The 17,182-nt window shown below is 65.0% G+C and carries 17 protein-coding genes and 2 tRNA genes; 9 read left to right on the forward strand and 10 right to left on the reverse strand.

Features of this window, described 5'->3' with window-relative positions; translation table 11 throughout:
* Position 1: 1 nt before the first annotated feature.
* Genes DXK94_RS18235 through pknB form a run of 5 tightly spaced genes read left to right on the forward strand, consistent with a single transcriptional unit; the run spans position 2 to position 8,203 of the window.
* A complete protein-coding gene (locus DXK94_RS18235) occupies positions 2-1,660 on the forward strand; it encodes a PP2C family serine/threonine-protein phosphatase (protein ID WP_115526013.1) in 1,659 nt (552 codons plus the stop codon).
* Entirely contained in the window at positions 1,657-3,054 is a 1,398-nt protein-coding gene (locus DXK94_RS18240) for an FtsW/RodA/SpoVE family cell cycle protein (protein ID WP_115526014.1), read from the forward strand. Before DXK94_RS18235 ends, DXK94_RS18240 begins: the two co-directional genes overlap by 4 nt.
* On the forward strand, positions 3,051-4,511 hold the full coding sequence (locus DXK94_RS18245) for a penicillin-binding protein 2 (protein ID WP_115526015.1): 1,461 nt from the start codon (positions 3,051-3,053) through the stop codon (positions 4,509-4,511). Before DXK94_RS18240 ends, DXK94_RS18245 begins: the two co-directional genes overlap by 4 nt.
* A complete protein-coding gene (locus tag DXK94_RS18250) occupies positions 4,508-6,241 on the forward strand; it encodes a protein kinase domain-containing protein (protein WP_115526016.1) in 1,734 nt (577 codons plus the stop codon). Before DXK94_RS18245 ends, DXK94_RS18250 begins: the two co-directional genes overlap by 4 nt.
* 15 nt (positions 6,242-6,256) lie before the next feature.
* Positions 6,257-8,203, forward strand: coding sequence for a Stk1 family PASTA domain-containing Ser/Thr kinase (gene pknB, locus DXK94_RS18255; RefSeq protein ID WP_181884876.1), 1,947 nt, complete (start codon positions 6,257-6,259; stop codon positions 8,201-8,203).
* Between the two features lie 74 nt (positions 8,204-8,277).
* Here pknB and DXK94_RS18260 read toward each other — a convergent pair whose 3' ends face one another.
* Genes DXK94_RS18260 through DXK94_RS18265 form a run of 3 tightly spaced genes read right to left on the reverse strand, consistent with a single transcriptional unit; the run spans position 8,278 to position 9,874 of the window.
* On the reverse strand, positions 8,278-8,919 hold the full coding sequence (locus DXK94_RS18260) for an aminodeoxychorismate/anthranilate synthase component II (RefSeq protein ID WP_115526018.1): 642 nt from the start codon (positions 8,917-8,919) through the stop codon (positions 8,278-8,280).
* Positions 8,916-9,086, reverse strand: a complete 171-nt coding sequence (locus DXK94_RS21460; RefSeq protein WP_165976935.1) for a hypothetical protein — start codon at positions 9,084-9,086, stop codon at positions 8,916-8,918. Before DXK94_RS21460 ends, DXK94_RS18260 begins: the two co-directional genes overlap by 4 nt.
* A gap of 2 nt (positions 9,087-9,088) precedes the next feature.
* Complete coding sequence (locus DXK94_RS18265; RefSeq protein WP_115526019.1) at positions 9,089-9,874, reverse strand: class E sortase; 786 nt, start codon at positions 9,872-9,874, stop codon at positions 9,089-9,091.
* Positions 9,875-10,048: 174 nt separating this feature from the next.
* Between DXK94_RS18265 and DXK94_RS18270 the strand changes: the two genes are divergently transcribed.
* Both DXK94_RS18270 and DXK94_RS18275 read left to right on the forward strand, forming a co-directional pair.
* The gene (locus DXK94_RS18270) at positions 10,049-10,300 is read left to right on the forward strand and encodes a cell division protein CrgA (protein ID WP_115526020.1); all 252 of its coding nucleotides are present in this window, start codon (positions 10,049-10,051) and stop codon (positions 10,298-10,300) included.
* Between the two features lie 43 nt (positions 10,301-10,343).
* Positions 10,344-10,958, forward strand: coding sequence for a DNA-3-methyladenine glycosylase I (locus tag DXK94_RS18275; protein ID WP_115526021.1), 615 nt, complete (start codon positions 10,344-10,346; stop codon positions 10,956-10,958).
* A 182-nt stretch (positions 10,959-11,140) separates the two neighbouring features.
* On the opposite strand, the gene DXK94_RS18280 is transcribed toward DXK94_RS18275, so the two are convergent.
* From DXK94_RS18280 to DXK94_RS18290, 3 genes are all read right to left on the reverse strand, one after another.
* Entirely contained in the window at positions 11,141-11,608 is a 468-nt protein-coding gene (locus DXK94_RS18280; RefSeq protein ID WP_079597955.1) for a carboxymuconolactone decarboxylase family protein, read from the reverse strand.
* Between the two features lie 522 nt (positions 11,609-12,130).
* Positions 12,131-13,009: a rhomboid family intramembrane serine protease gene (locus tag DXK94_RS18285; protein WP_115526022.1), complete on the reverse strand. Its 879-nt coding sequence runs from the start codon at positions 13,007-13,009 to the stop codon at positions 12,131-12,133.
* A gap of 9 nt (positions 13,010-13,018) precedes the next feature.
* Positions 13,019-13,564: a peptidylprolyl isomerase gene (locus DXK94_RS18290; RefSeq protein WP_115526023.1), complete on the reverse strand. Its 546-nt coding sequence runs from the start codon at positions 13,562-13,564 to the stop codon at positions 13,019-13,021.
* A gap of 154 nt (positions 13,565-13,718) precedes the next feature.
* Here DXK94_RS18290 and DXK94_RS18295 point away from each other — a divergent pair, with 154 nt between their 5' ends.
* Both DXK94_RS18295 and DXK94_RS18300 read left to right on the forward strand, forming a co-directional pair.
* Positions 13,719-14,690, forward strand: a complete 972-nt coding sequence (locus tag DXK94_RS18295) for a hypothetical protein (RefSeq protein WP_115526024.1) — start codon at positions 13,719-13,721, stop codon at positions 14,688-14,690.
* 128 nt (positions 14,691-14,818) lie between these two features.
* Positions 14,819-15,694, forward strand: coding sequence for a glycosyltransferase family 2 protein (locus tag DXK94_RS18300; RefSeq protein ID WP_079597951.1), 876 nt, complete (start codon positions 14,819-14,821; stop codon positions 15,692-15,694).
* 11 nt (positions 15,695-15,705) lie between these two features.
* Here the strand turns inward: DXK94_RS18300 and DXK94_RS18305 are convergent, their stop codons facing one another.
* From DXK94_RS18305 to DXK94_RS18315, 4 genes are all read right to left on the reverse strand, one after another.
* Positions 15,706-16,647 carry a DMT family transporter gene (locus tag DXK94_RS18305; protein WP_115526025.1) on the reverse strand — a complete coding sequence of 314 codons (942 nt, stop codon included), beginning with the start codon at positions 16,645-16,647 and terminating at the stop codon, positions 15,706-15,708.
* Between the two features lie 77 nt (positions 16,648-16,724).
* A tRNA-Ala gene (locus tag DXK94_RS18310) sits at positions 16,725-16,800 on the reverse strand.
* Between the two features lie 72 nt (positions 16,801-16,872).
* Positions 16,873-16,989 (reverse strand): DLW-39 family protein, encoded by a 117-nt coding sequence (locus DXK94_RS21560; RefSeq protein ID WP_217700331.1) that lies wholly within the window; start codon positions 16,987-16,989, stop codon positions 16,873-16,875.
* Positions 16,990-17,059: 70 nt separating this feature from the next.
* Positions 17,060-17,133: transfer RNA gene (locus tag DXK94_RS18315), tRNA-Ile, on the reverse strand.
* Positions 17,134-17,182: the final 49 nt, after the last annotated feature.

A 17,182-nucleotide genomic window follows, 5' to 3' on the forward strand; every position in this document is an offset into this window, starting at 1 on the left:
CGTGGCCGTCTCCGAGAACCCCGCTAACGGGCAAAAGCCCGCGGAGCGGCCCCTCATCATGCGGTTCGCCGCCCGGTCCGACGTCGGCCGGATCCGTTCCAAAAACGACGACTCCGCCTACGCCGGGCGCCACCTGGCCGTGGTGGCTGACGGTATGGGCGGCCATGCCGGCGGTGATGTCGCCTCCGCCGCCACCGTCCTGGACATGATCCACCTGGACCGCGATGACTACGACGGCGACGCCGGTACTATCCTCGCCGACGAGATCCAGACGGCGAACTCCCTGCTCTCCGAGCTCGTGCACATCAACCCCAAGCTGGCGGGCATGGGCACCACCGTCACCGCCCTCCTGCTGGCCGAGGGCAAACTGCACTTCGCCCACATCGGCGACTCCCGGGCGTACCGCCTCCGGGACGGCGAGTTCGAGCAGGTCAGCGTTGACCACACCTTCGTGCAGCGGCTCATTGACGAAGGCAGGCTCAAGCCCGAGGAAGCGGAAACCCACCCCCACAAGAATGTCCTGATGCGCGTGCTCGGCGATGTTGATGCCAGCCCCGAGTTGGACCTGGACACCCTGGACGTGAAGCCGGGCGACCGCTGGCTGCTCTGCTCCGACGGCCTCAACTACGTCGCCGGCCATGCCGTGGAGCGCACCGTCAAGGAAACCAAGGACCTCCGCGAGTGCGTGGAAACCCTCGTTGACCTCACCCTTGAAGCGGGATCCCCGGACAACGTCACCGTCGTGATGGTGGAGATCGTTGAGGAAACGCCCGACGACGTCAGCACCGCCGCCGTCGACGTCATCCCTTCCGTTGGGGCCGCCAAGCCCGCTGCCGCGGCTGAGGCTCCCGGCGCACCGGCCGGGGACCAGTCCACAGACGACGGCGAGCCCGATGCGGACAGCACAGCGGAGCCAAACACGGAGAGGTCAGGCTCCAGCGTTGTGGAGCCGGCTTCCACCGACCCCCACCTGGGTGAACATCTGACCGCAGAGGTCCTCCGGGAAGAATTGGCATCGCGTCCCCACGAACTTGTGGGGGCTGCGGCGTCGGCGGCGGAGACCGGCTCCATCCCCACCATCGGCGGACGCACCGTCGCTCGGCGGGCGGCCACCCTCCTCACCCACAAGGCAGAACCGGCGCAAGGCGACGAGGACGAAACCCTCGTCCCGCTGAAGCCCCGCCGGTGGGTCACCTGGTCCATCGCCGCCGTGGTCCTCCTGGTTCTTGGCGTCGGACTGTGGCTGGGCTATGCCTGGACCCAGACCCGCTACTACGTGGGAGAATTCGATTCGCGCGTAGCCATTTACAACGGCGTGTCCCAGCGGCTCGGGCCCATCCAGCTGTCCCGCCTGGAAACAGTCACGGAACTCCCGATGAGTTCCCTGCCTCCGTTCTCCCAGCAGCGGGTCCGCCAGACCGTTCCGGCCAACGACCTCTATGACGCCCAGCGGATCGTGAAGAACCTGGAGCTCACCGGCACCACGTCGCCGGAAGAGGAGTGCGCCACGGCGTCGGCTTCCGCCCCCGCCACGCAATCCGCTCCCGCCCCAACACCCACGGATCCGGCGGCCAGCCCCGCTGCCGAGGCACCGGCCCCTACTCCGGCAAGCCCATCCCCCTCACCCACTCCCACTGTTACCTGCGAGGTGGGCCAATGAGCCAGCTCAGCACTACTCCCAAACCACGCCGCAATGTGGAGCTTGCACTGCTCCTGCTGGCCCTCACTATCGGCATCGGCGCGAACATGCTGGTGGGTGTGGACCAGGAGAAGGCCTTTGACTCCGATTTCTGGTTCCAGTCCAGCCTCTTGGCAATAGCCGCCCTGGTCTTCCACGGCGTCCTTCGCTTCCGCGCTAAATATGCTGACCCGGTAATACTTCCGCTGGTGGTCGCCCTGAACGGAATTGGCCTGGCCATGATCCACCGGCTGGACGCGCCGGGCGACGACACCGGCAACAACCAGCTGCGCTGGACCCTGATTGCAATGGCCGTGGCCATTGCCGTGATCTGGTTCCTTAAAGACCACCGGATACTGCGCCGGTTTACCTTCATCTCCCTTGCGGCCAGTGCACTGCTGCTCATCCTGCCGCTGGTTCCCGGCATCAGCGCCGGCGAGATCCTGGGCGCCCGGGTGTGGATCAGGCTTGGCCCCATGACGTTCCAGCCCGGTGAGGTAGCCAAGATCACCCTGGCCATATTCTTCGCCGGGTATCTTTCCTCGAACCGGGACCTCATCCTGCTGGCGGGCCGGAAGATCGGGCCCCTGCAGTTCCCTCGCTTCAAGGACATGGGCCCCATGATCACGGCGTGGCTGGTCAGCATCGGCGTGCTCATCTTCCAGCGCGACCTGGGCTCCTCCATCCTGTTCTTCGGCCTGTTCATCGTGATGATCTACGTGGCCACCAGCCGGATCAGCTGGGTAGTCATCGGCCTGGCGCTCATCGCGGGCGGCGGGTTCGTGGCAGCCCAGGTGTTCTCGCACGTGCAGCTGCGCATCGACGGCTGGCTCAACGCCTTCACGCCGGAGGTCTACGACCGCTTTCCCGGCGGAAGCCGGCAAATCATCCAGGGGTTGTTCGGCATGGCCAACGGCGGCCTGGTGGGCACCGGCATGGGCCAGGGGCGCCCCGACCTGGTTCCCTTCGCCAACAGCGACATGATCATTGCCTCCCTGGGCGAGGAGCTGGGGCTGATTGGCCTCTTCGCCGTCGTCCTGATGTACCTCCTGCTGTTCACGCGCGGCTTCCGCGCTGCGCTGGGCACCCGGGACGCATTCGGGAAACTCCTGGCGTGCGGCCTGTCCTTCGCGGTGGCGCTGCAGTGCTTTGTGGTGATCGGCGGTGTGACCCGCCTGATCCCCCTGACAGGCCTGACCACGCCGTTCCTGGCGGCCGGCGGTTCTTCCCTGCTGGCCAACTGGATCATTGTTGGCCTGCTGCTGATGATTTCGCATACAGCCCGCGGCCCTGTGGACACCACTCCCTTGCCTGCTGGCAAGGGTTCTGAAGCAACCGGCATTGATACTCCTACCGAGGCGGTGAAGCACCTGTGAACCAGGCAATACGGCATTCATGGGTGGCGGCCATCGCCATGTTTGCCCTCATCTTCGGGGCCATCAGCTACGTCCAGGTAATCGGCGCCGACGAACTCAAGGCGAACCCTTGGAACCAGCGCGCTGTCCTGCAAAGCTTCTGCAACGACCGCGGCGCCATCATCGTGGGTGGATCACCCGTGGCAGAGTCCGTGGAGACCGGTTCGGAGACCTGCGCCTTCCAGCGCACATATCCGCAGCCGGAACTGTACGCGGGCATCACCGGTTACTTCTCGCAGAATTTTGGCGCCACCGCCCTGGAGCAATCGATTGGAAGCGAGCTGGCCGGCGAGTCCGACCAGCTGTTCCTGGACCGGGTGGGGCAGCTGTTCCTCGGCAACCAGCCCAAGGGTGCGTCCGTGGAACTCACCATCGACCCCGAAATCCAGCAGCTCGCCTACAGCCTGATCCCGGACGGGCAGCGCGGATCCATTGTGGTCACCAACCCCAAGACCGGCGCCATCCTGGCCATGGTGTCCAAGCCCTCCTACAACCCGAACCTGGTGGCCACCCAGGACCTCACCGCCGCTGACGCCAGCATGGCTGAACTGATCAAGGTTCCCGGAATCAACCTGAACCCGAATGTCAGCGGGCCCACCGGCGAGCAGCTCGCCCCCGGATCCGTGTTCAAGCTGGTGGATACCGCAGCCGCCCTTGCATCCGGCAAGTACAACAAGGACAGCGTGCTGCCCAACCCTGCGGAACTCCCGTTCGAAGGCATCCAGTACCGCCTGCCCAACTACGCGGGCGGAAACTGCTATACCCGGGACACGGCCAGCTTCGCTTTCGCGCTCCAGCAGTCCTGCAACACCCCCTTTGCAAGCATTGCCCTGGACCTGGGCCGGGACGCCATTGCCGAACAGGCAGAGAAGTTCGGGTTCGGCCAGGACATGGGCGACCAGCTGAAGCTGGACTACGCCAGAGGCAACACCTTCCCCGACGACCTCGACGGCCCCGGACTGGCGCAGTCCGTCATCGGCCAGAAGGACGTCCGAGCCACCCCCCTGCAGGTGGCCATGATGACTGCCGCGATCGCGAACGACGGCGTCCAGATGCAGCCCACCCTCATCAAGACCCTGCGGTCTCCAGACCTGCGGGTGATTGACGAACCGCAACCGAAGAGCCTGCGCACCTCCACCACCCCGGACATCGCCAACCAGATCACGGAATGGATGGTGAGTGCGGTCAGCGAAGGCATCGCGAACCGGGCCGCCGTCCCCGGTGTCCAGGTGGCGGGAAAGACCGGAACCGCCGAACTGGGCAACGGGAGCAACAACTCCTGGTTTACCGGATTTGCCCCCGCAAACAACCCGCAGGTGGGTGTCACGATCGTCATGGAGGGCGTAGACATCACCACCGGCGCACAGCTGACCAGTCCGAACGCGAAGAGAATTTTTGAGGCGGTGTTGAATAAGTGAGGCCTACAACCGGAATCACCCTCGGCGGCAGATTCCAGCTGACCACGCGGATCGCGATCGGCGGCATGGGGGAAGTCTGGAAGGCGAAAGACCTCGTCCTGGGCCGCATCGTCGCCATCAAGGTGCTCAAGGAGGAATACACGGGCGATCCCGGATTCCTTCAGCGTTTCCGTGCAGAGGCCCGCCACACAGCACTCCTGAACCATGTGGGCATCGCCAATGTCTTTGACTACGGCGAGGAAGAAGGCTCGGCCTACCTGGTCATGGAACTCGTTCCGGGCCAGCCGCTGAGCAGCATCATCGAACACGAGCAGGTGCTGTCCCCGGACCGGACCCTGTCCATCATCGCGCAGACCGCCCGTGCCCTGTCCGTGGCGCACGCCCAGGGCCTCGTGCACCGCGACATCAAGCCGGGCAACCTGCTGATCACGCCCGAAGGGCGAGTCAAAGTCACGGACTTCGGCATTGCCCGCCTTGCCGACCAGGTGCCCCTCACCCAGACGGGCCAGGTCATGGGCACCGCCCAGTACCTCGCTCCCGAGCAGGCAACGGGCCAGACCGCCACGGGATCCTCGGACATCTACTCCCTGGGCGTCATTGGCTATGAATGCCTCAGCGGGCACCGCCCCTTTTCTGGGGAATCGCAGATCGCCATCGCCCTGGCCCAGGTCAACGATGCTCCGCCGCCGCTGCCGGAAACCCTGCCCACGCCGGTACGTGCCCTCCTGATGTCCATGCTGGCCAAGGATCCCAAGGACCGGCCGGCCAACGCCATCAAGCTGGCCGAAGCCGCCGAAGCCATCCGCAACGGCGACGTCAGCGCCGCGCGCGCCGCCGTCCCCGGCATGCTGCTTTTTGACGCCCCGGATACGGGCCCCATTACTGCCCCTGTGGATACAGCCACGGCACCGACCGGAATCATCGGCGCCTCACGGGATTCATCACCAACTCCCACGTCTGCCTTGCCGGTGCTTGGTGCCGGCGCGGCCGGTGCAGCTGCCGGGGTGGCAGCCGGCGCTGCCGGTGCCTCGGCGGTTGATCCGGAGAGCCCCCAGAGCCAGCTGGCCCGCGCGAATGCCTTGGCCGCTGAGCGTACGTGGGTTCCGGAAGAAACAACGTACGACGACGAGCCCGCCGATGAGCCTGAACGTCGCGGCCGCAGCCCGTGGACTTGGCCGCTGATCGCGCTGATCCTGCTGGTGCTGTTCGCCCTGGTGGGGTTTTTCCTGAACCAGCAGGGAGTCCTCTTCCCCTCCAATAACGCCACGTCCAGCGCGCCGTCCAGCAGCCCGCCCGCCACGAGCGCAACCCCCACCAGCGCAACACCAACTCCCACTCCAACCCAAACGCGGAATACGCCGACGCCCACGCAGGAGCCCACGCCGGAGACTGTCAACGTGATACCTGCTGCTTACCTGGGCAAGGATTACCGCCAGGTCCAGTCGGAGCTGTCAAACCTGGGGCTTGCCGTGACGGTGGAGCCGCTGCAAACCAGCGAGGCCGCACCGGGAAGGGTAGTGGGACTAAACCCGACTGGTCCCTTGCCCGTGGGATCGCCCATCACCGTGACCTACGCCGTGGCACCGCCACCAGCCACGACCAGCAGCGCTCCAGTTCCGGTCCAGACTGCGTCGCCCACCACCGCCCAATCTGCTCCTTCGCCCCGGCTGACCCTGCCCACGTGTGCCCCCGGCGAGACCCCGGGAACGCCGCCCACCTGCACGCCATAACCGCCAGGACGATCAGTGAACGAGTCACCGCGCACACCGTTGCACCGTGAGGACAGCCTCCCGGTGGATAACCAGCGTGTCCTGAGCGGCCGCTACGAACTGGGTGGCCTGATTGGCCGTGGCGGCATGGCGGACGTGTACCGCGGTGTGGACACCCGGTTGGGGAGGACCGTCGCCATCAAGCTGCTGCGGCCGGACCTGGCACGGGATCCCCAGTTCCAGGCGCGGTTCAAGCGCGAGGCCCAGGCTGTTGCCGCCCTGAACCACTCGTCCATCGTCGCCATCTATGACACCGGTGAACACCTGGTTCCCGACGGGTCGGCGGAAAACGTCCGGGTGCCCTACATCGTGATGGAGTTCGTCGAGGGCAAGACCATCCGCGACCTCATCCGGTCGAACGACGTCACCATTGACCGGGCCATCGACTACTGCCTCGGGGTCCTCGGTGCGCTGGAATACAGCCATAAGGCGGGCATCGTCCACCGGGACATCAAACCGGCCAATGTCATGTACTGCGAGGGTACCGATTCCGTGAAGGTGATGGATTTCGGCATCGCCCGCGCCATCGCCGATTCCTCAGCCACCATGACCCAGACACAGGCAGTGGTGGGCACCGCACAGTATCTCTCGCCGGAGCAGGCGAGGGGCGAGACCGTGGACGCCCGGAGCGACCTGTACTCGGCCGCCTGCCTGCTCTACGAAATGCTGACGTCCCGGCCCCCGTTCATCGGCGACAGCCCGGTATCCGTTGCGTACCAGCACGTCCGCGAAATCCCCGCGCCTGCCAGCAGCCTGAATCCGGAAGTAACGCCGGCACTGGACACCGTGCTGGCCAAGGCCCTGCAGAAAAACCGGGATGACAGGTTCCAGGACGCTGCCGCCTTCCGGCGTGCCCTGCGCGCCGCACGGTCCGGCGTTCCGGTGCCTGCCGTGGCCGCCTCCGAGGCTCCCACCGACCCGAACGACCATGTACCGGCGGCCGCTCCGGCGACCCAGGCTTTTGCGGCCACAGGAGCCAGCTTCCTGGACGATGCGCCCACTGGCCGGCTGGCCGTCACGGCATACCAGCCCGACGGCGGACCGGCCGTTGGGATGGAGGATCCCCGGGACGCCGAACCGCTGCCCCTGGGCCTCGTTCCGGAACGTGAGCCCACCGCCCGCCAGAAGTCACGCCGTCGTGCGTGGATCGCCACCCTGGTGGTTCTTACCCTGCTGGTCCTGGCCGGGGGCGGGCCGTGGCTGTACAACACAGTAAACCGGCCCGAACCGGCACCGCCCAAGGTGGAGATTCCGGTAGTGGCCACCATGACCGAATCGGCGGCACTGCAGGAACTCTACAACGCGGACCTGAAGCCGCGGATTGTCCGCAGCCAGAACGACACCGTCCCCAAGGGCCAGGCCATCGGCACCGACCCGGCGTCCGGTGTTTCCCTGGATCCCGGCGCCGAAGTGGTCCTGAATATCTCCGAGGGGCCCAGTGCGGTCAAGATCCCGGAGAGCCTGCCGGGCAAGACAGAAGCGGCAGCGCGGGATATCTTGCGGCAAAGCGGCCTGGTGGGCGCGCCGTCCACCACGACGGCCAACAGCGCCTCTGTACCTGCCGGAATCGTCATCACCACCAGCCCTGCCCCCGGGCAGATGGTGGGCGTGGGAACCAGCGTTGAACTGGTGGTGTCCACCGGAAAGGTGGCTGTCCCCGAACTGCGCGGGCGTACCCGTGAGGAGGCCGAGGCTGCCCTCAAGGAGCTGAGCCTGGTTCCCGCCGTCATCGAGGCGGAGAACGCCCAGGTGGAGCCGGGAAGGGTGATGGAGCAGAGCGACCCGGTCAACGCCGCCGTGGAGCAGGGCAAGACCGTGACCATCGTGGTGGCCAAGGCGCCGCCGCCACCCCCGTCGCCCTCCCCGACACCAACCCCCACGCCCACGCCGACGCCCTCACCCACGTCGTCCCGGAGGGGATGAGCCGGAGCGGGGCGCCCGGGGGCGTGCCAGGGTCAGTGCTGTCAGGCCGGTGCTGTCAGGTTGGGGCTGTCAGTTCAGTGCTGGATGAGCGGGCTCAGTTTGGCAGCCCGCGCGGCCGCGCCAGCCATGCCCAGCGACTCCAGCCAGTTGCCCAGCATCTGGTAGCCGCCCTCGGTCAGGACCGATTCCGGGTGGAACTGCACCCCGCAAAGGGGTGCGGTGCGATGCTGGAGGCCCATGATGACGCCGGAGGCCGTTTCAGCGGTGACCTCAAGGACATCGGGAATGGACTCCCGGACAGCGGCAAGCGAGTGGTAGCGCGTGGCCGTGACGGGGGAGGGGAGCCCGGCGAAAACGCTGGTGCCAATGTGTTCAACGAGCGACGTCTTGCCGTGCATGAGCTCGGGGGCGTGTGTCACCTTGCCGCCGAATGCCTCCGCCAGCGCCTGGTGCCCCAGGCATACGCCGAACATCGGGACGCTGTTTTCGCCGCACCATTTAATCAGCTCAATGCAGACGCCTGCCTCGGCCGGGTTGCCAGGGCCGGGTGAGATCAGGACGCCGTCGCGGGTGCTGGCCAGCTCGACGGCCTCGGCCAGGGTGACGTCGTCGTTGCGGACCACGGTGGTCTCGGCGCCGAGTTCCTGGAGGTAGCCCACCAGGGTATAGACGAAGCTGTCGTAGTTATCCACCACGAGGATCTTGGTTGTGGTCATGGCTGGCTTGCTGCACCAATCGTTGAGTCAGTGAACTGGGTGTACTCGGACATCCACGGAAAAAGGAACTGCACCATCAATACCAGTGCGACGGCGATGAGTACCAGTGAGGTGACGATCCTGAGCCACAGCGGCCCGGGAAGGTGGCGGAAGATCCAGCCGTACATGCTCAGCCCTTTCCGATCGCTGCGGCCACCTGGGCTGCGATTTCCGCCGGCGGCCCGGCCGATGCGGGGCGCCAGCTGTCCAGCAGGGCGTAGGCGATGATGCGTTCTTCCGCACCGAAGCGCGGGTTGCAGCTGGTCATGGTCAGGAAGCTTTCGGTGGGGGTGACGCCCGGAAGGGTCGGCACCGGTTCCAGGACGTCGGTGCGGGAGGGCATCACGATCTGGTTGTTGCGGAACACGTAGACGTAGTAGCCGTCCTTGGTCTGGACGTAGATCTTGTCGCCGGGGACCAGGGTGTGGATATTGTCCAGCACGGCGCCGTGCGTCTGGCGGTGCCCTGCGACCGCGAAGTTGCCCACGGCGCCCGGCATGGCGGTGTTGGCGTAGTGGCCCAGGCCCAGGGTGTCCAGGACGTCACCGGTGGTTCCCTGCACGATGGGCCGGGTGTAGTTGGCGCCGAAACGGGGGATGTACATGATGCCGATTGTCCCGGCGTGGCCGGGGGCGGCCGTCACTACGGGCGCCCCGAAATCCTCGACGGCCGGCGGAGCGGCAGCATCAGGGGTTTCGGGGGCTGCGCCGCCGAAGTCCTGGGCGAATTCCTTGATGACTTCACTCTGTTTGGCGTCGGATTCCACGTTGGTCCACCACAGCTGCCAGGCGACGAACAGCAGGAGGATGATGCCGGCGGTAATCAGCAGCTCACCGAGCACCTGGATTGTTCCGCGCAGAATCCCGCCGCCGGCAGCCGGCGCAGCGGCTGGCCTCACCTTCTCCTGCAATACCACGTGTTCTCCTCGGGGCGGTTCCGGTGGGCACCGGCGGCCCGTGAACTCCGGCTAGAATTGGCTGCTAGTAAGAATCCAGATTTGACCAAGATCGCGCAGACCGCTGGCAATTTCCTTCTTGCAGGATATCAAGCCCGGGACGCCGAGCTTGCCTCAGCCCGCCAAGGAGAGCCAGTGCCCGAGTCAAAGCCGCGCAAGAAGACTGCCAGCACAGCCGAGAAGGCTACCCCCCAGGCATACAAACCAAATCCGGTGTGGTTCAAGCCCGTAATGTTTGGCCTGATGATTATTGGCCTGTTCTGGATCATCACGTTCTACATCAGCGAGGGACGTTTTCCCGTCCAGGCATGGGAATCATGGAACATCGTGGCCGGCTTTGGCATCGCCATCGTGGGCTTCCTGATGACCACGCGCTGGCGCTCCTAGCCTTTCCTCACCACCCACGGGCCCATTCCGCCGGGAGATACGTATGGCAGCTGACACGTCAGGCGTGGTGGTGGGCGACGACGGCCTGGCCCGGCCGGCCTGGGCATCAGTGGATCCGCTGATGCGGGACTACTACGACCATGAATGGGGCCTTCCGGTCACGGACGAACGTGGCCTGTACGAACGTATTTGCCTGGAAGGCTTCCAGTCGGGGCTCTCCTGGGCCACCATCCTGCGCAAGCGCCCGGCTTTCCGTGCCGCCTTCGCGGACTTTAATCCCGATGCCGTGGCGTTGTTTACCGACGCTGACGTAGAACGCCTCCTGCAGGACCCCGGCATCGTGCGGAACAGACTGAAGATCCTCGCCGCCATCAGGAACGCCCGGGCCACTCTCGCCCTGCGGCAAGAGGGCGGCCTGGTGGACTTCGTCTGGAAATTCCAGCCTGCAGAGACTCCACAGCCGGTGGTACACACCGATATCCCCACCCAGTCCGAGGAGTCCGTAGCGCTCTCCAAAGCCCTCCGCAAAAAGGGCTTCTCCTTCGTTGGGCCAACCACCATGTTCGCCTTGATGGAAGCCATCGGGATGGTGGACACACACCTCGTGGACAGCCACCGGAGGGGTTCATCAGGGGTATGGACCGTTTCTACCGGGTAGCGGGTTCTCCCCAGCTGTTGGGAAAGTTATCCACAGTGTTGAAAACCTGCGGATAACCATGGGTAGCCCGGGCCGAGGGCCAGAACTGGGGCCAACTTCCGAATCACGCCCCCGAAATGCAGTTATTAACAGTGTGGAATACCTGTGGATAAACAATCGCGGGCCCGGAGAGCCGCTCCAGGTCAGCGCTCCCGGCGCACAGGATGGTGGCTGGTGATGGAGATGCGGTTGAAGGCGTTCATGCTGGCAGCCGCCCAGCTCACTACCGAGAATTCCTCTTCGGTCAGATAGTCACGGGCAAAACCCTCCTCCTGCTCACGCAGCCGCTCGGAGGGGAGTTCGGTGATGCTTTCGACCAGGGCCAGTGCGGCGCGTTCCTTCTCCGTGAACAGTGCCGTGTCCCGCCACGCCGGAAGCACGGCCAGCCGCTGGGACGTTTCACCCGCCTTGAGCGCGTCCCTCACGTGGAGGTCCAGGCAGTAGGCGCAGCCGTTGATCTGGGAAATCCGCACGTTGAGGAGTTCCAGGGTCTTCGCGTCGATGCCGGCGTCCTGCGCAGCTTCCTTGATTTTGAGCGCCAGCCCGTTAATGGCCCGCCAGAGCGCAGGATGCTGCTTGTCGAGGAAGATGTGCTTGGTGGTGGCGGTCAAGGTTTCCTCCTGGAAGCCGGCGGCAGGATAAGAGCATCAGAAGCTTATCCACTTACCAACATCCCGATACCCACAAGTTATCCACAACTGTGGAAACAGTTGGGGGAAAATTCGGCGTCCGAGGCCTGCACGTTGCCATCCGCCGGGATTATCCATGCGGAATGACATGGGCGGAACTTATTAACAGTGTGCATAAAGCTGTTGATTCACGCGCTGCCATGGCACTGCCGACACGGAAAAGCCACAGCTAAGCGCGACTTTTCCACAGTTCGGCGCAGCAGGGGCATTTTGTCCACTTAAGCACATGCCTATCCCCAAGACTTATCCACAGGTGTGGAGAAAACCACGCGCCAAACGGGGAAAACCCCGGCAACGCGGCGCGAAAGTTGCTGGTTCTTATGAATCACAGGCGTGTAAGTTACCAACACTGTGGATAACAGCTGTGGAAAACAAAAAACCCCCGGCGACCGTGAGCGCCGGGGGTTTTGTGATGGAAACTGTCCATGTGGGGGTTCGCGGGTATTACATGGAGACGCGGGCCCATACCGCCACTGCGAGCAGGACCAGTACCGCCACCAGGCCTGCGGCCTGGATCAGCCCCTGGCGGCGTCCGCGGGGTGTGTAGGCGAGCACCGCAGCACAGAGCCCGCCCGTGATGAGGCCTCCCAGATGCGCCTGCCAGGCGATTTGGGGGATGAGGAAGCCGATGACGCCGTTAATCGCGATCAACACCCACAGCTGGCGGGTGTCGCCGCCCCGGTGCCGCTGGACCAGCAGCATGGCGCCGAAGAGCCCGAAAATGGCGCCCGAAGCACCCACCACACCATAAAGCGGCAGGCCCGGCTGATACAGGGGAGTGAGCAGGAGATAGCCCACAGAGCCGCCGATCGCGGAAATCAGGTAGAGCGCCAGGAACCGGGCCCGCCCCAGCAGCGGTTCAAGGGCCTGGCCAAACGCCCAGAGCATGTACATGTTCAGCGCGATGTGAAGGATGAACCCCTGGGAGTGCAGGAATGCGGCCGTGAGCATCCGCCATGGCTCAAACTGCCCGTAACGCGGCTCGGCATAGATATTCGCAAAGCCCAGGCTCTGGTAGACGGCGTCGTTGGGGATCAGCCACTGCAGGACGTACAGCACCGCGCAGACGGCGATGATCCCAAACGTCACCATAGGTTTGCCGGTGGCAACGGCGCCGCCGTAGACGGTCCGTACCTCCGGCGTCGTACGCCTTGTTTCGTTGACGCAGTCAACGCATTGGAATCCGACGGCGGCCGCCCGCTGGCAGTCGGGGCACGCGGGGCGCCCGCACCGCTGGCAGCGCACATACGATGGCCGGTCCGGGTGCCGGGGGCACACCGGGACCTGGGCGGACGGCTCAGCCGACGGAATTCCGTAACTCATGGTGCGGTATTACAGCTGTTCGATGTCGATGCTGTTAATGGTGACGTCCTCCACCGGGCGGTCGCCCATGCCGGTGCGGACACCCTCGATGGCGTCAACAACCTTCTTGGATTCGTCGTCCGCCACCTCACCGAAGATGCTGTGCTTGCCCTGGAGCCAGTCGGTGGGGATGGTGGTGATGAAGAACTGTGAGCCGTTGGTGCCCTTGCCCATCTGGATGCCGGCGTTGGCCATGGCCAGTTTGTAGGGCTGGTTGAAGCTGAGCTCAGGGTGGATCTCGTCGTCGAACCGGTAACCGGGGCCACCCGTTCCGCGGCCCAGCGGATCGCCGGCCTGGATCATGAAGTCCTTAATGATGCGGTGGAAGATGGTCCCGTTGTACAGCGGGGTGCCGGTCTTTTCCTCGCCGGTTTCGGGGTGGGTCCACGCCTGCTCGCCGGTGGCGAGGCCGACGAAGTTCTTGACGGTCTTGGGCGCATGGTTCCCGAAGAGGTTAACCCTGATGTCGCCGAGGCTCGTGTGGATGGTTGCTTTTGCAGTTGCGATGGCAGTCATAGGGCCCATTCTTCCACGCCGTCCAAGGGCGGGTGCGGCCTCGGCAACAGTTCCGCGCTGGGTGAAATCTGCCTAAAATCCGCCGTGTGAATAGCCGGTGATGACCAAGCCACGTAGGCTAACCACAAACCGTCACATTAATCGGGAGGTAGTTGTGAAGAAATCGGATCGTATTGCCCGTGACCTTGAGCTGTCAGTCATTGGCGCCGTTGGGAATGCCAAGGATTGGGCGGCCCCCCGAGTGGAAGCAGCTGTGGACTGGGCTGTTCCGCGCCTCCAGCACAGCCTGGACACCGCATCTCCCAAGATCCAGGAAGGCCTGAAGTCGGCCGCACACAACCTGGCGGACGGTGTTGCCACCGTGACTCCCCGGATCCAGGACGGCCTGGCGCAGCTCGCCCCCAGGATCAATGACGCCGTGGAAGGCGCCTCCCCGCGTCTGCACGAAGCGCTGGACAAGGCCACCCCGGTGGTCCTGAGCGCCCGCGACCGCGTCGTCGTGGAGTACCTGCCCCGGCTGTCGGATCAGATCGGCCACGCTTCCGAGGCCGTGCACCGCACCCTGGAGAACACCCCGGCCCGCGTGGACGCCGTTGCGCAGAAGCTTGGTGACGTGGGAATCGTCCACATCATCCAGGAGCAGGCCCAGGCCACGGGCAGCCAGCTGAAGGCGGCCGCCACCGGAGCCGGGCGTACTGTCGGCATCCAGCTGGCACAGCCGGAGCCGCCCAAGAAGCAGCGCGGCTGGCTGGTCTTTGGCGTCATTGCCGCGGCGGTCGCTGCTGGCGTTGCGGCCTGGAAGGCCTCCAAGCCGGTCGAGGACCCCTGGAAGACCCCGTCGCCCGTCACGCCCACGCCGGCTCCGGTCCCCGCAACGACGGTCAATGACGTCAAGGAAACCACCCTGGACGCCTCGGACAAGGCGGCAGACGCCACCGCGTCCTTCGCAGCCGCCGGTGCGGACAAGACCTCCGGGGCTGCGGACGCCGCCAAGGAAAAGGCCGAGGACGCTGCCGACAAGGCCAAGCACGTGGCCGAGGATGTTTCCGACAGCACTGCCACGGTTGCCGCCGACGCCAAGTCGGCCACCAGGAGCAACGCAGACAAGGGCAGCACCCAGGCCTAGTCACAGCATCACCGGAAGGGGTCCCGTTGCACGGGGCCCCTTCTGCTGTCTCCGGGACTCCTAATCTTCATCCGATGTCCTGCCTCCCCTTCCGGGCAGGACTGCCGGGCGGTGCTAGATTTGAGGTGATGTCAGCCGATCAATCCCTTGGGGATGCCTTGAACGACGCAGCCGAGCTGCCCCGTGTGTCCATCGTTATCCCGGCGTACAACGAGGAGAGCGTCATCCGGCAGTGCCTTATAGCTGCCATCTACCAGTCCGTCCCTGCCCACGAAATCATCGTGGTGGACAACCTTTCCAAGGACCGCACAGCTGACATCGTGCGGCAAATGCAGCTTGAGTATCCGGAAAGCCCCCTTATCCTGCTGAGCCAGGACCGGGAACAGGGACTGATTCCCACCCGCAACTTCGGCCTGGACAACGCAACGGGTGACGTCCTGGGCCGCATCGATGCTGATTCGGTGCTGGAGCCCGACTGGGTGGAGCAGGTGCAGCGGGCGTTCCTCGATTCCTCGGTCCAGGCAGCCACCGGCCCGGTGGTCTACTACGACATGCCGATGCGCCGCTTCGGGCTCAAGGCCGACGACAAGATGCGCCAGCTGATGCTGAAGCTGGCCAAGCACCAGTATCACTTCCTGTTCGGGTCAAACATGGCCTTGCGCGCCTCCGCCTGGGCAACCATCCGTGCTGAGACCTGCCGCGATGAGCGGGACGAGATGCACGAGGACATCGATTTGTCCCTGCACCTGGCCGACCACGAACTCAAGATCCAGTACTGCCCGCAGATGGTCTCCGGGATGTCCGCGCGGCGGCTGGAGGACTCACCCCGGGACTACCGCTACTACGTGACGCGGTTCGACCGCACCTACAAGGCGCACAACGTCAAGAAGATGGCGCTGAAGGCTCCGATGGTGGTCTTCTTCTCGGTGTATTTCCCGGCCAAGATCCTGCGGGCCATCCACACCGTCAATACGGCACAGCCGGTCCGCCGCGGCGGCCAGTAGCCGCCCCTCTGCTAGTCGGTGCCCAGCTCCGCCAAGGGTCGGTCCGACGGCGGTTCGTCCCCGGGTGCCCTGTTCCGCCGCCCTGCCCTCCCGGGCTTCTGTCCGAGGACGACGACGGCGAGTCCCGCCAGGATGAGGCCGAGCCCGGCATAGGTGCCGGCGGGAAGCGTCTCCCCGAGGAAGACGGCCGCCAGCAGGGCGGCGCCCGGAATCTCGAGGAGGATGATCATTGAGACCAGGAGCGGGCTCATGGTGGCCAGCAGGTGGTTGAAAGCAGTGTGGCCCACCAGTTGCGCGCACACGGTGATGGCAAGGATTCCCAGCCATCCCGCCGCCTCAAAGCCCGCCAGCGGCTGGCCTGCCAGCACTGCCATGAGTGCCACCAAGGCGGCGCACATCCCGTAGCACAGGGTTGTGTACGTTCCCGTGGTCATGCTCTGCCGGGCCTTGCCCCCTGCCAGGGTGTAGAGGCCGGCAAGCGCTCCGCCTGCCACGGCCAGGAGGTCACCCAGCAGCGCGTCCGGGGACGAGCCCATGTCGAACCCTGTGATGGCCACGACGCCCGCGAAGGCGATGCTGAGCCCCGCCATCACCTGCCAGCGGTGGCGGATGCCGCGGAACAGCTGGAAGACGGCAATCCAGGCTGACTGCAGGCAGACCAGCGCGGTGGCCGCGGCAACGGACGTCAGTTGCAGCGAGGTGATGAAGCAGGCGAAGTGGAGGGCCAATGCGACGGCGGCCAGCAGCGACCAGTGGAACTCACGGCGGGTGACCCTGCCGAACTGGCCGGGTTCACGGACAAGGGTGGGGGTGGCCATAACGGCCGCTCCGATGGCATTCCGCCAGAAGGCGATGGCCAGGGCACTGACGCTGGTGGCACCCAGGGTAGCCGCAATCAGCGGGCCGGAAGAGGCAACACCCAGGACACCCAGGGCCGCGAGTAAGGGGTTCACTGTCCAACCCTAATGTCGGTACCTGCGGGGCAAAACAAAAGTCCCGGCCAGCGTTTCCGCTGACCGGGACTTTCCTATGGTGGAGGCACGGGGACTCGAACCCCGAACCCCCTGCTTGCAAAGCAGGTGCGCTACCAATTGCGCCATGCCCCCATAAGAAGCAACCCGTCAATCATACCCTAGAACCGGAGAGCCTTTGACCAGCTCCCGGGCCGGGCGTCCAGGCTAGTCCACCGTATCGGTTGACTTGCTCCAGACATCTTTCCGGGCTTCGGATTCCTGTGCTTTCCGGTAGACCAGGACGCCTGCGATTGCAGCTGCAAGTACCAGCAACTTCTTCACATGCTCCCCGTTCCGGCCCGGCTGCGGGTTACCCCGAACCAAACCTCCAGTTGAACCTGCACAGGTTCCGTGGGCGTACCAGGACTTGAACCTGGGACCTCTTCGTTATCAGCGAAGCGCTCTAACCGCCTGAGCTATACGCCCCGATGCCTCATCGGGCCGAGACATGACTTTACAGCACATCCCGGCCCGA

This window comes from Arthrobacter sp. RT-1 (assembly GCF_003367205.1).
Classification (GTDB): domain Bacteria; phylum Actinomycetota; class Actinomycetes; order Actinomycetales; family Micrococcaceae; genus Arthrobacter.

What these genes read in the sequence shown, in the direction of transcription:
- DXK94_RS18275 (WP_115526021.1), top strand. Translation starts at nt 10,344, where the DNA reads ATGGCAGCTGACACGTCAGGCGTGGTGGTGGGCGACGACGGCCTGGCC.
- DXK94_RS18285 (WP_115526022.1), bottom strand. Translation starts at nt 13,009, where the DNA reads ATGAGTTACGGAATTCCGTCGGCTGAGCCGTCCGCCCAGGTCCCGGTG.
- DXK94_RS18240 (WP_115526014.1), top strand. Translation starts at nt 1,657, where the DNA reads ATGAGCCAGCTCAGCACTACTCCCAAACCACGCCGCAATGTGGAGCTT.
- DXK94_RS21460 (WP_165976935.1), bottom strand. Translation starts at nt 9,086, where the DNA reads ATGTACGGCTGGATCTTCCGCCACCTTCCCGGGCCGCTGTGGCTCAGG.
- DXK94_RS18300 (WP_079597951.1), top strand. Translation starts at nt 14,819, where the DNA reads ATGTCAGCCGATCAATCCCTTGGGGATGCCTTGAACGACGCAGCCGAG.
- DXK94_RS18290 (WP_115526023.1), bottom strand. Translation starts at nt 13,564, where the DNA reads ATGACTGCCATCGCAACTGCAAAAGCAACCATCCACACGAGCCTCGGC.
- DXK94_RS18260 (WP_115526018.1), bottom strand. Translation starts at nt 8,919, where the DNA reads ATGACCACAACCAAGATCCTCGTGGTGGATAACTACGACAGCTTCGTC.